Source organism: Arenibacter troitsensis, assembly GCF_900177645.1.
GTDB lineage: Bacteria > Bacteroidota > Bacteroidia > Flavobacteriales > Flavobacteriaceae > Arenibacter > Arenibacter troitsensis.
Genome location: NZ_FXAO01000001.1, coordinates 753,921 through 774,613, shown reverse-complemented (window position 1 = coordinate 774,613; position 20,693 = coordinate 753,921). Strand labels below are relative to the sequence as shown.

The following is a 20,693-nucleotide window of genomic DNA, read 5'->3' as shown; positions in this document are numbered from 1 at the left end:
ATCTATTTGGCTTATTAACTGAGATCCAACAGTCCCCAGGTGGAAGTACTCATAAAACCAATCCCAATTCAGCCATATTGACCTACAATTAGGTGAAATTGAATTAAGAGCAAAACAAAACTTCTTAAAGTAATTATTTATCATAAAAATCCTGTTGGTCGTGACCACAACCAAGCGAAGCACATAGAGATCTGGGGTGCAAATCAACTAAATGTAATAACAAAAAAATGGGGGATATTTTTTTACTAAAACTAACTCTATAAAAAAACTATAATATCAATATTGCAATCAATAATGATATTCTCTATTGAAAATTACAAGAGGGAATAAATATTGAGATAAAATGTTAAATTTTGTAAAAAGAGTACACAATTTCGATAAGTGGTATCAAATCATAGACAATCAACCTGCTTTAAATGCAATAAAATAGAATTAACAAAGGAGATTATTAACTATGGCCTAGGATGTAATTTTGGATTTAAAATCCAAAACTCATAAATAGTATTAAAAAGCCTACAATTATTGTAAATTAACATTTAACATTGAGTCACATTTATATTAAATTCTTGGCTAAAAATCTTATAAATAAAAAAGCAATAACCTACAAGATCTATTATATAGTGCAAACTTAAAATTTCAAAAACTATTCTCGGGCACCCTTCCCACCACACCTTTAAAAAAGGCTTTGTAGGTTGCAAAATCTTCCTCTTTGTTATCCGTAGGATACTGTGGTTTGGAAATTTTGATCTGCTTTTTTCCAAAGTCGAACGCCACCATCACAATGGGAACCTTGGCCGCTTTGGCAATAAAATAGAAACCTGTTTTCCAATCCGTAACCTTTTTTCTGGTTCCCTCGGGAGAAAGCGCCAATCTGAATTTTTTATTTTGATTAAATATCTTGACCGTAGCGCTCACGGTATCCATATTTTTACTTCTATCGATAGGAGCACCTCCCATCCAGCGAAAATACCAGCCAAATGGAGGTTTAAAAAGTGATTTTTTTCCAATGTAATGAATCTCCTCGTTCAAAACCCTTCTAATCAGAAGTCCCAAAAAGAAATCGACCCAACTGGTATGCGGCACCACAATAACAACGCATTTGTCCACCTGAGGAAATGAGCCCACTAGCTTCCACCCCAAAATCTTAAAATAAATAAATTTGGCTAGGGCCCGCATTAATCATCAACTTTTTAAAAGGTTAGGAGTTTTTCTATTTAATCCAGATATCCCAATGTTATTACCATGCGTAATCCTGTTGACCAAAAAAAAATAAACCGAATTAACAAATCCTGATGGTAGATATACTATATTTTTTGATAGATCGATTTTAATTTCTCAGGAGTTGCCATGGTACGCCATTCTTTTCCAAGCGCATTTTCCCATAAGGGTACTAGACTAAGGGCAACGTTGATCATAATTTCAAAATCATCGTTGGTCAATTCCTTACAAATGCCTTTTGGCAACTGTATATTGTGTTTTTCCTTCATTTCATTAAATAATTCTACTCCTTCAGGATAGAACTCCTTCAAATGCTGAAACACCAAACAGTTCCCTATTCCGTGCCTAACTCCCAATAAATAGGACAGACCATAGCTCATGGCATGTGCAACCCCCACCTGTGAATAGGCTATGCTCATACCCCCGTGCCAAGAAGCCATCATTAATTTATTTCTGGCTTCATCCTCATGTAAGTCCTCCAAATAGACCTCTTTGCATAATTCCAACGCCTTTTCACCATAGCTTTGGCTAAAGGCATTCAAAAAAGTACCGTTTAAGGATTCTATACAATGTATAAAACAGTCCATACCTGTATAGAACCACTGCTCCTTAGAGACCCCTTTTGTTAAATCGGGATCCAAGAGCACTTGGTCAAAAGTGGTATAATCAGAGTTTATTCCCAATTTTTTCTCCGGGCCCAATAACACCGTTGTCCGGGACACTTCTGCTCCTGTACCGCTAATGGTAGGTATACCCACGTGATATATGGATGGTTTTTTTACCAAATCCCAACCTTGATACTCATGGGCATTGCCCTTATTGGTCAACATAATCGCCACAGCTTTTGCCAAATCCAACAAGGTGCCACCACCAATACCTATAATTCCCGAAGGGAGTTGGTCATAATCATTTCTAATTTTATAGACCAAAGCATCCACCTGGTCTGTTTTAGGCTCCTCGTCCGCCGAAATGAATATTAACTGATCATTAAAAATTAGCGGTATTCTAGAAACTAGCCCAGAGCCTTCGAATACATCGTCCACTAAAAAAATAAATGGCGCCTCGGAATTAATGCGTTTTGGCATTAAAATCTCTCCCAACTGTCCAAAACAACCTATACCAAATATAACACGCGGCACCATAGGAAAGTTCTTGTAATTCGTTTTCAATTCAGGGCTTATAATTGTGTTGATATTTTTACTCTTTATATCCATAAATTTATTTAAGATACTTTAAAATATCGGAAATAGTGCTTAAGGTAAGATGATCATTGTTATGTTCCTCCATCCTTACCTCCTCGTGCAGCCAAGTAGTATGAAAAGGAATATGCACGGCTTGTGCTCCTATTTTCAGTATTGGCAGTACATCCGATTTTAAAGAATTTCCGATCATTAAAAACTCCTCCACAGGAATTTCCAAATGCTCCAAAAGATTCTTATAATTTTCTTCCTTTTTATCGCTCAGAACTTCTACATGATGAAAATATTGGGAAAGGCCGGATTTTTCCAATTTCCTCTCCTGGTCCAACAAATCCCCTTTGGTCAATACTATTAGCCGATATTTGTCCTTCAATGCTTCCAATACTTGTTCCACACCGTCCAATAATTCCACTGGGTGCGTCAACATTTCCTTCCCTAGATTCAAAATTTCGGTAATCGTTGCTTGCGAAATCCTATTATTCGACAGATCTAAGGCAGATTCTATCATAGAAAGCATAAAACCCTTAATACCATAACCATATAGCTCAAGGTTCTTGATCTCTGTTTTGAATAGTTCCTGATCTATTTGATTCTTCGTTTCATAGCTATCCAAAAGACTGGCAAATTTTTCCTCCGCATTCCTAAAATACGTTTCATTTACCCAAAGGGTATCATCGGCATCAAACCCCACCACCGTAATATTACCAAAATCTACTTCCATTCCTTCTTTGCTTTTTCCAAATCTTCCGGCGTATCTATTTCTATCCCCGTAACACTAGTTTCTACCATCTTTATTTTTTTACCGTATTCCAGGTACCGAATGGCTTCTATTTTTTCCGTGGCTTCCAAAATAAGCATTGGCAATCTCTGAAAATCCATCAATGCACTTTTCCTAAAGGCATAGATTCCTTTGTGCTTAAAATAAGGTATGTCCAACTCCCTTGATCTGGGATATGGAATTGGGGCCCGTGAAAAATAGAGGGCAAAATTTTGATTGTCCACTATAACCTTTACGGTATTGGGGTCATTAATCTCCACCCAATCCGTAATCCTGGTCATTAAGGATGCCAAATCTATTTCTTTCTTAACATCATCCTTAAAAACTTCGATTACACTGGCCAAGCTTTCCCTGTCCGTAAATGGCTCATCTCCCTGCACATTTACGATGATATCCACATCCATGGATTCCACTGCCTCGGCAATACGGTCGCTTCCGCATTCATGCTGCTTTTCACTCATGATGGCCTTGCCACCTATGTTGGTAATCGTATCATATATAGTAGTACTGTCCGTAACTACATAAACTTCCTGAAACAAACCGGTTTTTAAAGCCGCTTCATAGGTTCTTTGTATTACAGGTTTCCCTTGAAGGTCCTGCATAAGCTTCCCAGGAAATCTTGAGGCTGCATAACGAGCCGGTATCATTGCAATGATTTTCATAAGTAGATCTTATTGTTTTTTTAAAGGTCATTTGAAATAAGCATATCGTCATTATTGCTTTTGCGACCAGTTTCGGGTCATGCCCATTTCGTACGAAAATTATTTAAAATTAATTTGGATTAAGTTCTCGGTCTAATCTTTCTATATAACCTATATATAATTATCAATATTATAAGGACCAAAAACGCAGCAAGGATAGGAGCGAAAATTGATGCTACAGTTACTACTGCCGCAGTTCCCGTTTCCACGAGGCCAATAACGGGGTTGGCCGTTCCCCCGGTGGTGGCCGTAGAGGCCAATCTGCCGGTAGCAGAAGCTCCTTTTATTGCGGTGGCCGTTCCCCCACCGGCAATTATAGCCAGGGTCCAGGTAATCAATGGATCTAGGTTGGAGACTGTTGACACCATGACGGCGGTACCCGCCAAAGCAGCCATAGGTATCGCAAAACTATCCAACAAATTATCCAACCAAGGAATAAAATACGCCAATATTTCAACAAGAGTTGCTACACCAAATGTTATTATGGCAGCCATACTCCCTACCCATTCCCAGTTTTCATTTAGCTGCCATACATCTAAATACCCCGCCAAACTTAAAGCAAACAAAGGCAAAAAAATCCTAAAACCTACGGATGCCGCCAGCCCGATACCTAAAAATATGCTTAAAATGGTCTCAAAAGTCATATTTCCTAACTTTAATGCGAAATTAGACTATTCCTAATCAACAAAAAAATCGTCCTTAAAGCCTATCAGGTACAATTTGTGCTTTGCCCTGGTCACCGCGGTATACAACCAGCGAAGATATTCCTTGTCTATTCCGTTGGGCAAGTATGGCTGTTCCACAAAGACAGTATTCCATTGCCCCCCTTGTGACTTATGACAGGTAATGGCGTAGGAGAATTTGACTTGTAAGGCATTAAAAAACTTATTGTTCTTTACTGCCAAGAACTTCTTGTATTTGGATTTCTCATCGGCATAGTCCTTCATAACTTCCTGATAAAGTCGGTTGCCATCTTCATAGGACAATGATGGTGTCTCTGCCATAATAGTATCCAATAAAAGCACAGTCTCAAATGGCTTTTGATTGGGATAATCTACCATTTTCACCTTTACCTCCGCAAATTTAAAACCGTATAACTCTTTAATGGCAAATATCTCCAACACTTCAATAATATCCCCGTTGGCAATAAAACCGGCCTCGGAAGTAGGTTTTAACCAGGAATAATTGTTTTTAACCACCATCATATAATCCCCTGTGGCCAACTCGTTTTCCAGATATAGGATTCTATTCCTAATATTTTCATTGTATAGATTGGCCCGCTTATTGGAGCGCACTATAATGGCCGTTTCTTCTTTACCATTTTGCGAATAGGAGTCGTCTATGGCCTCTTGGATATCATTGCCATCCACCAAGCGGACTATATCCGTATAGCGACTCACCGAAAACTTATAATCATCAAAGAATTCACTTTGAAGCTGTTCCCTTAGGCTCGTTGCATTTACCAGGATCCCCGAATCCTCTGCCTGCCTCACCACCTCATCCAACTCCAATTTAATAACTTCCTTATTATAATTCAAGGCCAATTGGTTTTCATCCAAAGCTGGACTAATGTTTAAATGAACCGGGGGAAGCTGGGCAGTATCCCCAATGAGTATTAGTTTACAATTATGTCCCGAATACACGTACATTAACAAATCGTCCAGAAGCGACCCATTTTCCATCAACTTGGAATCGGTGGGGGTATCAGGAATCATAGAGGCCTCATCTACAATAAAAATGGTATTTCTATGCTTGTTGGGAGACAAAACGAACTGTACTCCACCCCCACTTTGTTTTTTGGGAAAATAAATTTTTCGGTGTATCGTAAAAGCCTGGGTGCCCGAGTAATTGGACATTACCTTTGCCGCCCTACCTGTAGGTGCCATTAAAACAGCCTTCATCGTCGTCTTCCAAAGATTGGTCACAATTGTACCTACGATTGTAGTTTTACCGGTACCTGCAAACCCTTTTAACATAAAAACACTATCCTTTTCCTTGGATAAAACAAAACTTGCAAGTTTTTGCAAAGCCACTGACTGCTTGGCAGTTGGGTCATGTGGAAATTTGTCTGTCAGGAGTTTAAAAAAAGTAGCGTCGGTTATAGAAGTCATAGGCCATCAAAGATAATCAGTATTTTTAAGGTCAAATACTTTTACCATTAAAAAAAAATTGTAGATTTGTGACAACCACTAAATAAAATAACACTTACAAAATGAAGACCATTTTACAAATTTTCCTTTGGATAGTAGCTATCGTGTTGGGTTATATGATATATAATTCTGTGAACGGCCCAATTGAATTTAAGAAAGTTAAGCAAGAACGCTTTGCTAAGGTAATAGCCAATCTAAAGGATATTAGAAATTCCCAAGAAGCCTATAAAACTGTAAATGGTAGATATGCCAAGGATTTTGAGTCGCTAGTAAGTTTTGTCGACACTGGTAAATACACCATAACCCAACAGAGAGATTCCTCTTATTTGGAATACGACAAGAATTTTGGGATCGATATGTTGAAGGAAGTTAAGATAATTGATACACTTGGTACAGTTTCCGTCAAGGATTCCCTATTCAAAAAAGACGATCGCTTTAAGACCATGATGAATGTACCTTATGCTCCTAATGGCGAAAAATTTGAAATGAAGTCGACCATCATCGAGAAAAGCGGATACAAAGCTCCAGTTTTCGAAGTAAAAGTAAGCAAGGACGTTGTTTTACATGACCAACCCAAAGCTTTGTTGGCAAGGGAGAATACCCAAATCAATGTAGATGAGGTAAATGGAAATGTAATTAAGGTTGGATCTTTGACCGAGGTAAGCACCAGTGGAAATTGGCCATCTATATATGACAAACGAAACGACCAATAGCGTTTTAGAAAATTCTAAATCGGAATATCATAAATTGTCCATTCAAGTTAGCTTGAATGGACTTTCTTTTTGTGTTTCGGACACACTTTCCAATACCATTCTTGCTTCTGAAAGGATGGTGTTTGAAAACGAGCTTACCCCATATGCCGTTCAAAAGGAAATAAAGCAGCTTTTTGAAAAAAACAGAATAAGGGATGTAAAGTTTTCAGAAGTCGTTGCAATACACAGGAACAATCTATTCAGCTTGGTCCCACGGGCACTTTTCAATGAAAATGAATTGGCCAATTACCTAAAATTCAATGCCAAAATCTTAGCAAACGACCATCTGGAATACGACGAAATTAAAAATCTTGACATGGTAAACGTTTATGTTCCTTTTATGAATATAAACAATTATATCTACGACCTTTTTGGCGAATTTGAATTTATGCACCATGGAACCATCATGATTCAAACCTTGACAAACCACCATGGCAACCAAAACGAACCCATTTGTTATGTACACCTCATAGAGGGACATATGGACATCGCCGTAATTTCAAACAAAAAGTTGATTCTGTACAATAACTTCAGTTTTGCTACGAAGGAGGATTTTATTTATTATCTATTGTTTACTTTGGAACAATTGAAACTGGATACGGAAACCACTAAGCTGAAACTTTTTGGTTCTATTGAGGAAGGTGATGATTTATACAATATGTGTCATCAGTATATTAGGGACATATCTATTTTTGTCCCCTCCAACACTTCATTTCATCATTTTGGGGGATCCGATAAGGAGACTATAGATTTTACACTACTAAACACTCTTTAATGCGTATTATATCTGGAAAAAACAAAGGCCAAAGACTTACAGCTCCCAAAAAGCTCCCGGTCCGCCCCACTACCGATATGGCTAAAGAGGCCCTTTTCAACATACTCAACAACCAATACCACTTTAGCGAGCTAAGCGTATTGGATCTATTTGCCGGAACAGGAAACATCAGTTACGAATTTGCATCCAGAGGCTCAGAAGATATAACCGCCGTGGATGCAGACTATGGATGCATTAAGTTTATTACCGCAACTTCTACGGAAATGGACTTCCCCATAGCAACCATTAAGAAAGATGTTTTTCAATACTTGCAGACCAACCCGGTAAAAGCACATATTATTTTTGCCGACCCCCCCTATGATCTGTCCCCTGAAGAATTTGCTGCTATTCCCCAACTGGTATTTGAAAAGCAGCTACTTCTAGAGAATGGCGTTTTGATCATTGAGCATTCCAAACATACCGATCTTTCAAAATTGGAGCATTTCACCAACCAAAGAAAATATGGTGGCAGTGTTTTCAGTTTTTTCGAATGGACCGAAGAATAATGAAAGTATAGCACCTGCGGCGGCATTAACAGACATAATCTTCCTTTGTCAGCGGCCATCAAAAAGATACCGCCCTGCGGCGGCATTAATTCGACTACGCATTTGCTGTGCAAATGGGATCAATCCCAAAAGTTGTGTGTGAATTACAAAAAGATATGCCTGAGCAGCTCAAGTTAGTGTTCTGTTCATTTTTTGCATCGCCCAAAAAACGAACCAAAAAACGCTAGGCTGATTTTAAATTTCTTTAAATCTACGCAATTTCCACAGCCGCGCCGCCCAGGCCGCTTTCACTTAGGTGAAATGCCCTATGGACGGCTTCCCACGACCAGTGTGAAAACCACTTGATTTAAGACGAAATTGAAAATAGGCCGTTCCATTGTTCGTCAATCCACATAGTACCAATAAATCATAGTGCCTAATTCGGTACCTTTGAACATTGTCCTCAAGGTCTATGGTTCCGTCGTTCTTCTTCCGTCGTGGAGATGGCGTGGCCGCACCCTGAGCGGAGTCGAAGGGTTGGACAAGCAAAGAAATCATAGATTCACGACATCCGATAAAAATAATAACAACCCATTGAGTAAAATGAAAGAATAATTTAATGATTGGTTTTACTAGATTGCTCCTATTAATTAAAACTATTGATCAAAAAAAACACGCCTGATCAAATTAATCCTAATTTCCGCATAACTACAACAATTGTTCCTGATCCTGCAAATGCTGTCTCATTAAAAAAAGCAGGTCATAAGCCGGATTCTGTTAGCCTTGAATTACTTCACGGCCTCCTTATCATTTATCTAGGCCAAAAGTTGCCCTTTGGCTCCAACCGCCTACCCTTCAGCTCGGGCGTGCAGCCCTCAAACACTGATTTACATGACGTTGCACCGTATAGAGTTTACCTGGTTTCACTACAGCATTATCTGTACATACTTTCTGTTGCACTTGTCCTCATCTCTCGATGGACGGGCGTTACCCGCTATACTGCACTATGGTGTCCGGACTTTCCTCCCCCCGCGCAACACGGGGAGCGATAAGGCGACCTGCTGATACAAAGGTAATTCAATTGTTGATAAATAAAGAACTAAAGAAAGTTAAATAGGCCCTTTAATACAAAGCTATTTTTATATTTGTACTTCACCCATCGGCGTATTATTTTTACACCGAATATAAGTCAATAGCCTTGGAACCTTTTATAGTATCTGCCCGAAAATATAGGCCCCAAACATTTAAGGATGTAGTTGGGCAACAGGCTATTACCAATACCTTGACCAACGCCATAGACAATGACCACCTAGCCCAGGCACTATTGTTCACAGGCCCAAGGGGGGTAGGAAAGACAACTTGTGCGCGTATTTTAGCGAAGCAGATCAATCAGGATGGCAGGACAGACCAGGAGGAGGACTTTGCCTTTAACATTTTTGAACTTGATGCCGCTTCCAATAATTCGGTTGATGACATAAGGGAACTCACCAGTCAGGTGCGCATACCCCCCCAGGTTGGAAAATACAAGGTTTACATTATTGACGAGGTGCATATGCTGTCTCAGGCCGCCTTTAATGCTTTTTTAAAGACGTTGGAGGAACCACCTGCACATGCCATATTTATATTGGCCACGACGGAAAAGCATAAAATTATCCCTACCATACTATCACGTTGCCAAATATTTGATTTTAAGCGTATCACCGTTAAAGATGCCGCAGAATACCTTAAATATATTGCCGAGAACCAAGAAATAGAGGCTGAAGACGATGCACTTCATATCATAGCCCAAAAAGCTGATGGCGCCATGCGCGATGCCCTATCTATATTTGATAGGGTTGTTAGTTACTCGGGCAAAAAATTGACCAGAAAGGCCGTTACCGAGAATTTGAACGTTCTGGATTACGACACCTATTTCGCCGCTACAGATCTTATTCTTAAACATGATATTCCCGGCCTATTGATTCTTTTTAACGAAACCTTGGCCAGGGGATTTGACGGACACCATTTTATAAGTGGCCTGGCTTCACATTTTAGGGATTTAATGGTATGCCTACACCCAAACACGATTGCACTCTTGGAGGTTGGGGAAGAGGCCAAAAAACACTATAGCGAGCAATCCAAAAAAACATCCAGTAGCTTTTTATTATCGGCAATCGATTTGGCCAACGACTGCGACATAAATTACAAGTCCAGCAAAAACCAGCGTCTTCTTGTTGAACTGACCTTAATGAAATTAGCCTCTATCGATTTTGATGGAGAAAAAAAAAAGTCTGAATCCTTAGGGAATGGTCGTAACAAACCAGACTTTATAATCCCCGCTTCCTTTTATAAAGTTAGTAGGCCCACCACTGAAGTCAAAGAAACCAAAGTCAACGAATCGCAAGCAAAAACGGGCCATACTGAAGTTCCTACAACCCAAAGTGTCGTTGAAGAGGAACACACCTCCCAGAACCAAGCTTCCCCTGTGCATACTTCCACACAGACACACAAAAGTGATGGGAATGAATACGTAAACGTTGCCCAAGAGTCCAATCCTGCACCCAGAGCCAAAATCAACCTAAAAACTACCGAAAGGAGGGTTTCTGGTCTTTCGCTGTCCAGCTTAAAGGCCAAAAAGGAACATCAACAGAACAAAAAAGAAGACGTTATTGACGAAAGCAACCTTCCCAAAGCCAATTTTACCGAGGAAGAAATGCAAAAACATTGGGCAGATTTCGTTGATATTTTGGACAATGATGGACGTAAAATTTTGGCATCCAATCTGCATTCGGATGTTCCCAAGCTTACCGACAATTTTACCATTTGGATTGAATTGCCCAATGGTACCATGAAAAAGGAAATTGAGCGGGAAAAGTACGACCTGATGGAGTATTTAAAACTAAAGCTGAACAACCACTTTATTCAACTGAGAATAACCGTAAACGAGGCCACTGCCAAGAAATTTGCTTTTACGCCCGAAGAAAAATACATGAAATTAAGGGAAAAGAATCCAGCTATCGACCTTTTGAGAAAAGAATTCGATTTAGATATTTAGCGCCCTTACGACCCTCACCCTCCAAGCATAAAACAACATTACCAAGGCATTGATTATGAGCCCCAAGGACTCCCTGGCATGCTCTATATTATCTATATTTCCACTGCCTATTGAAACTCCTTCAAAGTGATCCGGCCAAAAAATCCACGCCGCTATCAAGTATGCAAACGAAAGTACCACAGGTATCAATAAATTCAGCCGGCCAAGGAAAAATAAAAAGGATGCTCCAGCGGCAATTCCGTAGATAAAGTACCATATAAAGGCATCTGGATCGTTATATTGGACCAACGCCGCCCAAACAAACAATATGGTAAATACTCCCGAAAATATCTTGGAAAAAAGTCGCATGTTATGAATTAATAAGATGTTTTTCTATAATACCGTATACCTCCGTTGCTAACAGCCTATCCTTTAAAGTTTCACCTTTTTTGTTGGTTATCAATATTGGATGATCATTGGAATCCTCGGGCATCCTACCATGTGACCCTTTAACCAATGTGGCGTCCAGCGGAATAATATCCATTACCGTTCTGAAACCCAATTTCTTTTTCAACAACTTCCAAATAACCTTTGGCATCAAGAATTTATCCTTCGGATCGGTAAGCATCTCTACCGGGTCGTATCCGGGTTTTTTGTGAATGTCCACCATCCTGGCATAATCAGGTGCCTTAGTATCGTCCAACCAGAAGTAATAGGTAAACCACGAATCCTTATCCGCAATTACCACCAAATCCCCACAACGTTCATGATCCAAATGCAGCTCCTTGATTTCGCTTCCAGAAAGCACTCGCTCCACCCCTTTTAAGCCCTTTAATATGGCCTTGACCTTATCCAAATCTTTCTTGTCCTTAACATAGACATGGGCCAACTGATGGTCTGCAACGGCAAACGCCCTACTGGCTCCAGCATCCAATAATTCCAGTCCCCTTTCCACTCGTACACCAAGATACCCCTCTTGCCTCAATTTTCTGTTTAAATGAATAGGATTGTTTACATTGGTTATCCCGTATTCCGAAAGTATAATAATATGGGCGGATTTGGTCTCATAAAACTCCACCAGCTTCTTAACTACTTCATCTATCTCCCTTAGGTCCTTTGAAATTTTGGTTACATCGGTTCCGTGGCGTTGCATATTATAGTCCAAATGCGGTAGGTAAACCAAAGTGAGGGTAGGATCATATAGCACATCCGTTTTTAAACTGGCGTCCGCAATCCACTGACTGGATTTTATAGAGGTTTTTGGCCCCCAAAAATGGAATAGCGGAAATGTTCCCAATTCATTTTGTAAATGGTCCCGAAGTTCCGATGGATAGGAATACACATCCGGTATCTTCCTTCCATCCGCCAAATAATTTGGTCTTGGGGTTACACTGTAATCCGCATTGGAATACATGTTGTACCACCAGAACATATTGGCACAACTAAAATTACTATCAAGCATTTTAAGTTTATCCCATATTTTTTCAGACTGGATAAGGCTATTGGATTGACGCCAAAACTTAACCTCATGCTCTTCCTTAAAATACCAACCGTTACCAACTATACCATGATCAGATGGCGTTTTGCCTGTTAAATAAGTGGCTTGCACCGCACAGGTCACTGCAGGCAATTGAGGTGTAATAGTGGCCGAAGCTCCTCTCTCCAAAAAAGATTTAATAAAGGGCGTATGTTCCCCTATCAATCCCCGTGTTAATCCTACAACGTTTAGTACTACGGTTTTCTTCATTCCTTAAATTTTACTCTTTAACCATTCAATTTCACGCACAATGCAATTGGATAGTTCAGTTTTAAGACCTTTGGGCAAAACATCCCATGTATAGGTCTCAATCTCCAATTGATCCGAAAATTGATCCTTTCTTAGATATTCCAACACCTTGAGTATTTGATCCTGGGTAGAAAATAAATGGTCGTACTTTTCCAAAAAAATGGGTACATGAAAATGGGACCTTAGCTCTTGGGCATCGGAACGATGCTCTAAAACTTCGGGCAAATCCTTATAGGTAACTACTTTGTCACCTATCTTTACGGTGACCTGATGTAAATAAGTGGGTTCGTTAAACTGGCTTAACGAGTGCCAAATAGCCTCATTATCACCCTCTTTGAAAAGAATCTTAAGGGCAGAACTCACTTGTATTTTACCAACCCTTATTCCTGCTTTCTTAAATTTTGCCAAAGTATGTTCCGGTTCTTCATAGGCCAGTGAAAAATGGCACACATCATAACAAACGGTTATATGCCTTAGAATTAAATCTTTGGCCATTTCCTCGTTGCACCCTAGAACATCGATCAATTTTTGGGTTGCTATGGGAAGCAGATACGTATTGTAAAAATGAATCACCTCATCACTGTTTTCTAACATCCCATCCGGTTCCGGCTCAATATCTAAATGGAGATACTTACCAGTTTTGCTTTCAATTTCCACCAACTGCAACACAATCTCCGACATGCTTTCGGCCCCGGTTGCAAAAGCCTTATCCAATGCTTTATCTGAAGTATGCCAGTGCCTGTAACTAACAGGTGAGGTAGAAATTCCTCCCGAAATACCTTCAGGAATCAAAAAAGCCAATTGATCAAAAAGTCGCATGGTATAATCCAATCTTTCTTTGGTAGTCCAATCCGGGGCATGAACCATATCTTTTACCCTTTGGTTATGAAAATTTCCATAAGGGAAGCCGTTCATGGTAAAAACATAGAATTGATTTTGGTCCAACCAATCCTTAAAATCCTTCAAATTACTACCTTCATCAAGTCCTAGACTTGCTACATTGGACAAACGCAATCCAATGCCAAAAGGAGATTCTGGAGATACTTCCTTCTTTATTTTAGGAAGATATGTTTTTAGACTATCATAGGTCTGCTCCCAATCTTCACCAGGATGAATATTACTACAATAACTAAGATGATATTTATTTTGTATTAACATGCGGTATTGGATACTTTAGGTTTGTACATTTCGTTTAGCCATACAATTGCTTTTTCCATGGTGGAAATATCAATTTCATGAACATCGTGTTTGGCTCCTATTTTGGATATTAAGGTAATAGTAAGTTCCCCTCCCAAATGCTCCCTGAATTCCTGTATGCCATTTAGCAGATCGTCCAAATCACCATCCTTTTGCAAAGGGATATGCAAATTGAACCCAATTTGTTCCAGAACATTTAAAATTCGGTCCAATGTCTCCTTACCAATCAATCCAATAAAATGGGCATACACCAAATCCAAGGCCATCCCAATGGCAACTGCCTCACCATGTCTTAGTTGATAATTGGTCATATACTCCAATTTGTGGGCCGCCCAATGACCAAAATCCAAGGGTCTGGAAGAACCGCTCTCAAATGGATCCCCCCCTTGGGCAATATGCTCCATATGCATCTCTGCACAGCGATAAATTAAGTACTCCATAGACTCCATATTACGTGCCCGGAGCAGTGTACTGTTTTCCTCAATAAAATTAAAGAATACCGCATCCTTAATCAACGCCACTTTTACCGCTTCCGCTATACCTGAAATCCAATCGCGCTGCTCCAAAGTAGTTAAAAAATTACTATCGTTTATTATGGCATAAGCGGGAGCAAAAGTCCCTAAAAAATTCTTTTTTCCTAAAATATTAAAACTATTCTTCACCCCTACGGCCGAATCGTTCTGTGACAGTACCGTGGTAGGAATCCTTATCAACTTAACCCCTCTATGGGCTATTGCAGCAGCATATCCTACCATATCTATGATGGCTCCTCCTCCAATAGCAACAACAAAAGAGTGCCTACAAATCCTATTATCATTTACGGCACTTAATATCAGCTCTACATTGTGGTAATCATTTTTACATTGTTCCCCGCCCGTAATTACCATTTGTTCCGTTAGATGGATCACCGAATTATTCTGGGTACAATAAGAGGTAATATCCTTACTCAAATTTGGATGGCAGGCCAGTACACCGCTGTCTATTACAAAAAGTACTTTTACGTCCCCCTTACTGTTATACCCTTGAACAATATCTTTAAATAAGGGGTTATCCTTACTAAATATATGTTCCGTGAAATGTAGCTTATACTCATAAGCAACTTTAAATGATTGCTCTATTGGTCTATAATTTGACATGCTTTACAACTTTAGGTAACTGCGAACAGTTTTGATAAAAAAATAGATAAGGGCAATAGTAATAGTATAATCAATCCTACCCACCAATGTGAAAATCCTACGGCCAAGGATGCGTCCAAAACAATGATCGATATGACCCCGGCCATTACCGCCTTTTTTATGTTTTTGGGCGAATTTTCCGAATATGCCTTTAACAATGGTCTAAATACTAAAAAAGAGAACAGTAGTAAAAATGGAACCGACTCCAATAAATTAAGGTCGGAAGTTGAAAAAATACCAACTATTCCCAAAATTACAATACCGTACAACCCCCCAGCAAAAATGATGTGGTTCTTATTGTCCCCATGTACCTCGCCCCTACTTATTAGGGTTATGGCCGCTATATATAAAACTGGGAAAATGAAATAACCCCAATTGTTAAAATCGCCTAAAATGGTTATCCCTAGGAGTAAATTTAAACCTCTACAAACACCCATGTTAAGTGGACCAATAAAAGAATGGTGTTTTCCCAAGGCATCGTACAAAAGAATGGAGAGCCCTAGCGCAATGGCCACCATTCCGCTTACGGTGCCCACCAAAAATGAAAATAGCACCCCTAAATTCATCAAAACACCTCCAAAGATAGCAGCGGATCGAACAGAAACCAAACCGGAAGGAATTGGTCTTTCGGGCCGCTCCGTTTTGTCTAATTTATGATCAAAGAAATCATTGAGAACCACACCGGCGGCATATAGAAATACGGAGGAAAATAACAACAATAGTATATCCCAAAACATGGACGTATTCCATGCCTTATCAATAAAAACACCCATGAATACACCAGAAATGGCCACACCTGCCAATACATCGGCTGCAGCTGTAGGTAAATTTGCAGGTCTCGTGAGCCTTAAATATCCTTTCAATACAGGATTCATTATACTATTTTATCCGCATCCGTATCAACCTTAGGCTCTTGCCCTCGCAAAACACTATTATCGTTATATAATTTGGTTTGATTGATGCCTTTTGGATTCAACCAATCGGATTCTTTCATTTTACCATTCTTACCAAAAATATCCAATGCATTCTGGTAACAGGTTTTAACCACATCCGATTTAGCTATTCCCCTTTTCAACATCAACGAGGCTGTTTTTGGCACTGCCAATGGATCACTAACACCCCAATCCGCGGAACTATCCACAATAATACGATCACTTCCAAAATTCCTCACTACCTCCACCATTCTTTCATTCCCCATTTTGGTTTTTGGATAAATTGTAAATGCAGCCCAAAAACCGCGATCCAATACATCCTTTACAGTTTCCTCGTTATTGTGATCAATAACGACCATGCCCGGATCCAGGCCATGTTCCAAACAGACCTCCATACTTTTTATGGTTCCCGACTTTTTATCCCTATGTGGAGTATGTATCTGAACCGGAATATTCAATTCTTTGGCCAACTCCAACTGCAATCTAAAATATTTATCCTCGGCCGGAGTCTGATCGTCGTAACCAATTTCACCAATGGCCACCACATTTTCCTTATGCACATATAAGGGCAATAATTCTATTACCTGTTCCGCCAGCGCTTCATTGTTGGCCTCCTTGGAATTTAATCCAATAGTACAATAATGATGTATCCCAAACTGACTGGCCCTAAAAGGTTCCCAGCCCACAAGACTGCTGTAATAATCCTGAAAAGATCCTACCTGCGTACGTGGTTGCCCCAACCAAAATGATGGCTCTATAATAGCCACTACGCCCGCGGCTGCCATTGCCTCATAATCATCGGTTGTCCTAGAGGTCATGTGTACATGGGGGTCTATAATCATCATTTTCTCTTCCATAATAATATTGTATACTTTAATTGATTAACGCTTCTACTATTCAAATGTTTTAACAGCCTTCTGGATCGTGTTCCAATTACGGCAAATTCCCTATTCTGATGGCAACTCCAACCGATAAAGTTAATTAATTAATGGGTCATAGCGATTATCATAGACCCATTTTAAAAGTGTTTTAACAGTAACAAGGAATCTTACCATAATTCAAGGCCATGGAATCCCAATTATTGTCAAAGTCACAACCCTATCAATATTTCAATACCATGGCGTTAAAATTGGCTATTATTTGCTCCTTGTCTCCCGAACCTTTGAAAACGAGATATAGAGCATCAAAATCCTTGGTAGGCTTAACCGGGATAAGGTAATTCTTCTTGGCACCTTTTTCTTTGTTAAAATATTTCAGGAAGCTTTCCCCGATCAGTGTACCATTAGGACTATTCTCCCTAATTTCCACTTTGCCCTCGTACGGATAGTCGGCCCCAAAATACATGAACAGCTCAATATTTTTTAGCCCCTCCAAGCCAATATCGCTGAATTTTAAATAGGAATCATTTTTAATAGAGCCAACTACCTGGTCTCCTTCCACCTCCCAATTACTCAATCCCCCACTTCTTTCATCGGCTTTGGTTCCTTCATACTTAGGAAATTTAAATATAATTTGATTCCTTACCGATAGTGAAGATTCTGGTTGGTCCTTGCTCCCCTTATCCGTGTACGAAGCCATTAAGACATACTTACCCTGACTAATCTTCGCCTGATGGGCATTAAAATCAACTATACCTTGTACATCCATTAGATTTTCATCTTTTCCTTTATCGGCATTTAAAGAAAGAATATAATCTACTATTTTATCCACTTCGGAAACCTTAAGTTGGGGATGGGCAGACATCATACTTTCTCCCCAAACCCCGGAACCACCTTTAATGATCTTATCTATCAAATAATTTTTGTCCTTGGCCGAATAGCGTGCTGCAATTTCCTCGTAAGATGGCCCATTAACCTTAATATTTACGGCATGGCATGCCTTACAGTCGGTATCGTCCATAATCAACTTGCCTTCCGGTATTGTGTTCTGTTGATGACCAATGGTAGCCTTTACCATATCCTCACCTTCCGGTATATAATCGAAGGTAACTTTAACATCTTTAGGATCTATGGTACCATCTAAGGTACTGCCATCCTGCTTATCGGTTACAACGACCTTATAGGCTACTTTATGCCCATCCCAATAAGTTCTGTTCTTGGTATCCAAATCTATTCTTACTTCAGGAATATCGTTGCCCACCAATATCTTCTGGGTGGCCATATCCGAGTTTCCAGCTTCATCGGTCACCTTTAAACGAACTGTATAATTCCCAGGCTCGTTAAAGGTAAAACTTGGCTCCATTGAAGTATCTTGAACCTCATCAGCATTAAAATACCACTCGTAACGCAAAATATCCCTATCAAAATCTTCAGATCCAGCACCGGAAAAATTTACCGTAAAAGGCTGTGCTCCCACCATTTTGTCCGATGTTATTCTGGACACTGGTTTGCGATTGCCACTTACGTAACTAATCCTGTTTAAACGTGCATCCATATTTTGGGAATTCCACTTTTGCCCATATTCAAGTACATATAAATTGCCATCGGAGGCAAAAAGCATATCCATTGGATGGGAAAACTCATCACTTGGCATAAAAGGATCTGCCTTTATATAGTTGTGATCTTCATCCAATGTTACCACATAAATCCAATCCCTCATCCATTCATACAATAAAATCTTATCCTCGAAATATTCTGGAAATTTATTGGTAGCATTGGAATAATTGGAAGCATGATAAATTGGACCCGCCATTGGGTTTACCCCTCCAGAACCCAACCAAGGAAATTCTTCCGAAGCACTATAGGAAAACCATATCATTGATTCCTGTGCCGGCGGAAGCTCTTTAATACCCGTATTATTGGGAGAATCATTAATTAATTTAGCAGGATTAAATTTTTCCCCTGGAGTTTCCGTTGTAAAATCATAATCATTATAAGCCTGATTATTACCTCTGGTATAGGGCCACCCCCAGTTCCCCGCTTTTCTTGCCTGGTCAAATTCGCCCATTCCATGAGGTCCCCTATTGAGGTCGCCCTTCCCGGCATCCGGACCGATATCTCCCCAATAGAGATACCCAGTTTCACTATCTATTGAAAATCTAAAGGGGTTACGACAACCCATCACATATATTTCCGGTCTAGTGTTGGGAGTTCCCACTGGGAACAGATTACCCTCGGGAATGGAATAGCTTCCGTCGTCCTCCGGCTTAATCCTCAATATCTTACCTCTAAGGTCATTGGTGTTGGCCGCTGATTTTTGAGCATCCCATAAGGCTCTACCCTCCCGCTCATCTATGGGTGCATAACCAGAAGATTCAAAAGGGTTGGTGTTGTCTCCCAAGCCAATAAATAAATTACCATCGGGACCAAATTCCAAGGCCCCTCCACTATGGCAGCACTTACGCAATGTTGGAATGGTCAATAGATTTTTTTCAGAAGCAAAATCCAAGGAATCACCGACCAGGGTAAATCTTGAAATGCGCTGCTCGGATATTTCTCCTGGAGCAGAGTAAAACAGATAGATCCAATTATTTTTCTGATAATCGGGATCGACAGCTATACCCAACAACCCATCCTCATTGCCATAAAACAAATTAAGCTGGGCAATTTGTTTTGTTTTTTCCTCCTTAAAATCATAGAGCTTTAAAGCACCCCTTCGCTCCACGAATAAAATCCCCCTACCGGGAAGTTCTTCCAATTCCATTGGTTCGTTGAGATTAAAATCGAGCACCTTGCGTACATATCTATTTTCCTCAGGTATACGTTCGGTTTTTGCCTTACTGTAATCCAAAGCTTTATCCCCAACTACATAATTAATACCACCCAATACGTGATTTAAAAATTCAGGATTTTCAAAGGTGGCATCGCTATGGCCCATTTCCGTATAAAAAGATCTTCCTCCGTCATATTCGTGATACCAGGATATGGGATGATGCTCCCCATTTTCCCCTCCCTCATAACTTGTCTCGTCTATTTCTATCAACACTTTTATGGCCGGGTTAATATCCTTAAAATTATACCATTCGTCCGTCTTCATCCAAGTATCGGACATAGTTTTGGTAGCCAGGTGGTTTTTATCCACTATATTCAACCTTGCCTCTTGAATTTTGGGATGATTCTTAAAATAGGCACCCACTAATTTATTGTACCAAGGCCAGCCGTACTCCGTATCCGTAGCGGCATGGATTCCCAAAAATCCCCCTCCAGCTTGAACGTACCTTTCAAAATCGGCCTGTTGCACATTATTTAAAACATCCCCCGTAGTATTTAAAAATATAACTGCCGAATATTCCTTTAATATTTCCTCTGTAAAATAGGTTGCATCTTCGGTCGCCTCCACTATAAAGCCATTTTGATCGCCCAATCCCTTTATTGCATCCACACCTTTCTCTATTGAACCGTGCCTAAACCCTTCCGTTTTACTAAACACCAGTAATTTGGTCTCCTTAGAGGTACAGGAGCCCAGAATACAAACCAGGATAAATCCCATTATCAACTTAAAAATACTATCCATAAAAATTAAATAATTAAATACAATTATTGAATAAAGATGTT

General features: G+C 39.8%; 18 protein-coding genes and 1 other RNA gene. 4 read left to right on the top strand and 15 right to left on the bottom strand.

Annotated elements, in window-relative coordinates; translation table 11 throughout:
- Nucleotides 1-636: 636 nt before the first annotated feature.
- The 6 genes from B9Y87_RS03150 to B9Y87_RS03125 form a co-directional block, all read right to left on the bottom strand.
- The gene (locus tag B9Y87_RS03150; RefSeq protein ID WP_085496057.1) at nt 637-1,176 is read right to left on the bottom strand and encodes a 1-acyl-sn-glycerol-3-phosphate acyltransferase; all 540 of its coding nucleotides are present in this window, start codon (nt 1,174-1,176) and stop codon (nt 637-639) included.
- 128 nt (nt 1,177-1,304) lie between these two features.
- A complete protein-coding gene (locus B9Y87_RS03145) occupies nt 1,305-2,432 on the bottom strand; it encodes an iron-containing alcohol dehydrogenase family protein (protein ID WP_085496055.1) in 1,128 nt (375 codons plus the stop codon).
- Between the two features lie 4 nt (nt 2,433-2,436).
- The gene (locus B9Y87_RS03140; RefSeq protein ID WP_085496053.1) at nt 2,437-3,138 is read right to left on the bottom strand and encodes an HAD family hydrolase; all 702 of its coding nucleotides are present in this window, start codon (nt 3,136-3,138) and stop codon (nt 2,437-2,439) included.
- A complete protein-coding gene (gene kdsB / locus B9Y87_RS03135; protein WP_085496051.1) occupies nt 3,129-3,857 on the bottom strand; it encodes a 3-deoxy-manno-octulosonate cytidylyltransferase in 729 nt (242 codons plus the stop codon). Before kdsB ends, B9Y87_RS03140 begins: the two co-directional genes overlap by 10 nt.
- 119 nt (nt 3,858-3,976) lie before the next feature.
- Nucleotides 3,977-4,540 (bottom strand): DUF4126 domain-containing protein, encoded by a 564-nt coding sequence (locus B9Y87_RS03130; protein WP_085496049.1) that lies wholly within the window; start codon nt 4,538-4,540, stop codon nt 3,977-3,979.
- A gap of 33 nt (nt 4,541-4,573) precedes the next feature.
- A complete protein-coding gene (locus B9Y87_RS03125) occupies nt 4,574-6,007 on the bottom strand; it encodes an ATP-dependent DNA helicase (RefSeq protein ID WP_085496048.1) in 1,434 nt (477 codons plus the stop codon).
- 101 nt (nt 6,008-6,108) lie between these two features.
- Here B9Y87_RS03125 and B9Y87_RS03120 point away from each other — a divergent pair, with 101 nt between their 5' ends.
- Genes B9Y87_RS03120 through B9Y87_RS03110 form a run of 3 tightly spaced genes read left to right on the top strand, consistent with a single transcriptional unit; the run spans nt 6,109 to nt 8,118 of the window.
- Nucleotides 6,109-6,759: a hypothetical protein gene (locus B9Y87_RS03120; protein ID WP_085496046.1), complete on the top strand. Its 651-nt coding sequence runs from the start codon at nt 6,109-6,111 to the stop codon at nt 6,757-6,759.
- Nucleotides 6,737-7,573: a DUF3822 family protein gene (locus B9Y87_RS03115; protein WP_085496045.1), complete on the top strand. Its 837-nt coding sequence runs from the start codon at nt 6,737-6,739 to the stop codon at nt 7,571-7,573. Before B9Y87_RS03120 ends, B9Y87_RS03115 begins: the two co-directional genes overlap by 23 nt.
- Entirely contained in the window at nt 7,573-8,118 is a 546-nt protein-coding gene (locus tag B9Y87_RS03110) for an RsmD family RNA methyltransferase (RefSeq protein WP_085496043.1), read from the top strand. The genes B9Y87_RS03115 and B9Y87_RS03110 overlap by 1 nt, the downstream gene beginning before the upstream one ends.
- Nucleotides 8,119-8,409: 291 nt before the next feature.
- On the opposite strand, the gene B9Y87_RS21760 is transcribed toward B9Y87_RS03110, so the two are convergent.
- Both B9Y87_RS21760 and rnpB read right to left on the bottom strand, forming a co-directional pair.
- The gene (locus tag B9Y87_RS21760; RefSeq protein ID WP_139827126.1) at nt 8,410-8,655 is read right to left on the bottom strand and encodes a hypothetical protein; all 246 of its coding nucleotides are present in this window, start codon (nt 8,653-8,655) and stop codon (nt 8,410-8,412) included.
- Nucleotides 8,656-8,845: 190 nt separating this feature from the next.
- Nucleotides 8,846-9,162, bottom strand: an RNA gene (gene rnpB, locus B9Y87_RS03105) — RNase P RNA component class A.
- Between the two features lie 133 nt (nt 9,163-9,295).
- Between rnpB and B9Y87_RS03100 the strand changes: the two genes are divergently transcribed.
- Entirely contained in the window at nt 9,296-11,131 is a 1,836-nt protein-coding gene (locus B9Y87_RS03100; RefSeq protein ID WP_085496042.1) for a DNA polymerase III subunit gamma/tau, read from the top strand.
- Here B9Y87_RS03100 and B9Y87_RS03095 read toward each other — a convergent pair.
- From B9Y87_RS03095 to B9Y87_RS03065, 7 genes are all read right to left on the bottom strand, one after another.
- A complete protein-coding gene (locus tag B9Y87_RS03095; protein ID WP_085496040.1) occupies nt 11,120-11,479 on the bottom strand; it encodes a transmembrane 220 family protein in 360 nt (119 codons plus the stop codon). The genes B9Y87_RS03100 and B9Y87_RS03095 overlap by 12 nt on opposite strands.
- Before the next feature lies 1 nt (nt 11,480).
- Nucleotides 11,481-12,857, bottom strand: a complete 1,377-nt coding sequence (locus B9Y87_RS03090) for an alkaline phosphatase family protein (protein ID WP_085496038.1) — start codon at nt 12,855-12,857, stop codon at nt 11,481-11,483.
- A gap of 3 nt (nt 12,858-12,860) precedes the next feature.
- A complete protein-coding gene (gene eboE / locus B9Y87_RS03085) occupies nt 12,861-14,054 on the bottom strand; it encodes a metabolite traffic protein EboE (RefSeq protein ID WP_085496036.1) in 1,194 nt (397 codons plus the stop codon).
- Nucleotides 14,048-15,229, bottom strand: coding sequence for a 3-dehydroquinate synthase (locus B9Y87_RS03080; RefSeq protein WP_085496034.1), 1,182 nt, complete (start codon nt 15,227-15,229; stop codon nt 14,048-14,050). Before B9Y87_RS03080 ends, eboE begins: the two co-directional genes overlap by 7 nt.
- Before the next feature lie 11 nt (nt 15,230-15,240).
- The gene (gene eboC, locus B9Y87_RS03075) at nt 15,241-16,143 is read right to left on the bottom strand and encodes a UbiA-like protein EboC (protein ID WP_085496033.1); all 903 of its coding nucleotides are present in this window, start codon (nt 16,141-16,143) and stop codon (nt 15,241-15,243) included.
- On the bottom strand, nt 16,143-17,057 hold the full coding sequence (locus B9Y87_RS03070; protein WP_085496031.1) for a TatD family hydrolase: 915 nt from the start codon (nt 17,055-17,057) through the stop codon (nt 16,143-16,145). The genes eboC and B9Y87_RS03070 overlap by 1 nt, the downstream gene beginning before the upstream one ends.
- Before the next feature lie 244 nt (nt 17,058-17,301).
- The gene (locus tag B9Y87_RS03065) at nt 17,302-20,652 is read right to left on the bottom strand and encodes a ThuA domain-containing protein (RefSeq protein ID WP_085496029.1); all 3,351 of its coding nucleotides are present in this window, start codon (nt 20,650-20,652) and stop codon (nt 17,302-17,304) included.
- Between the last annotated feature and the right edge of the window lie 41 nt (nt 20,653-20,693).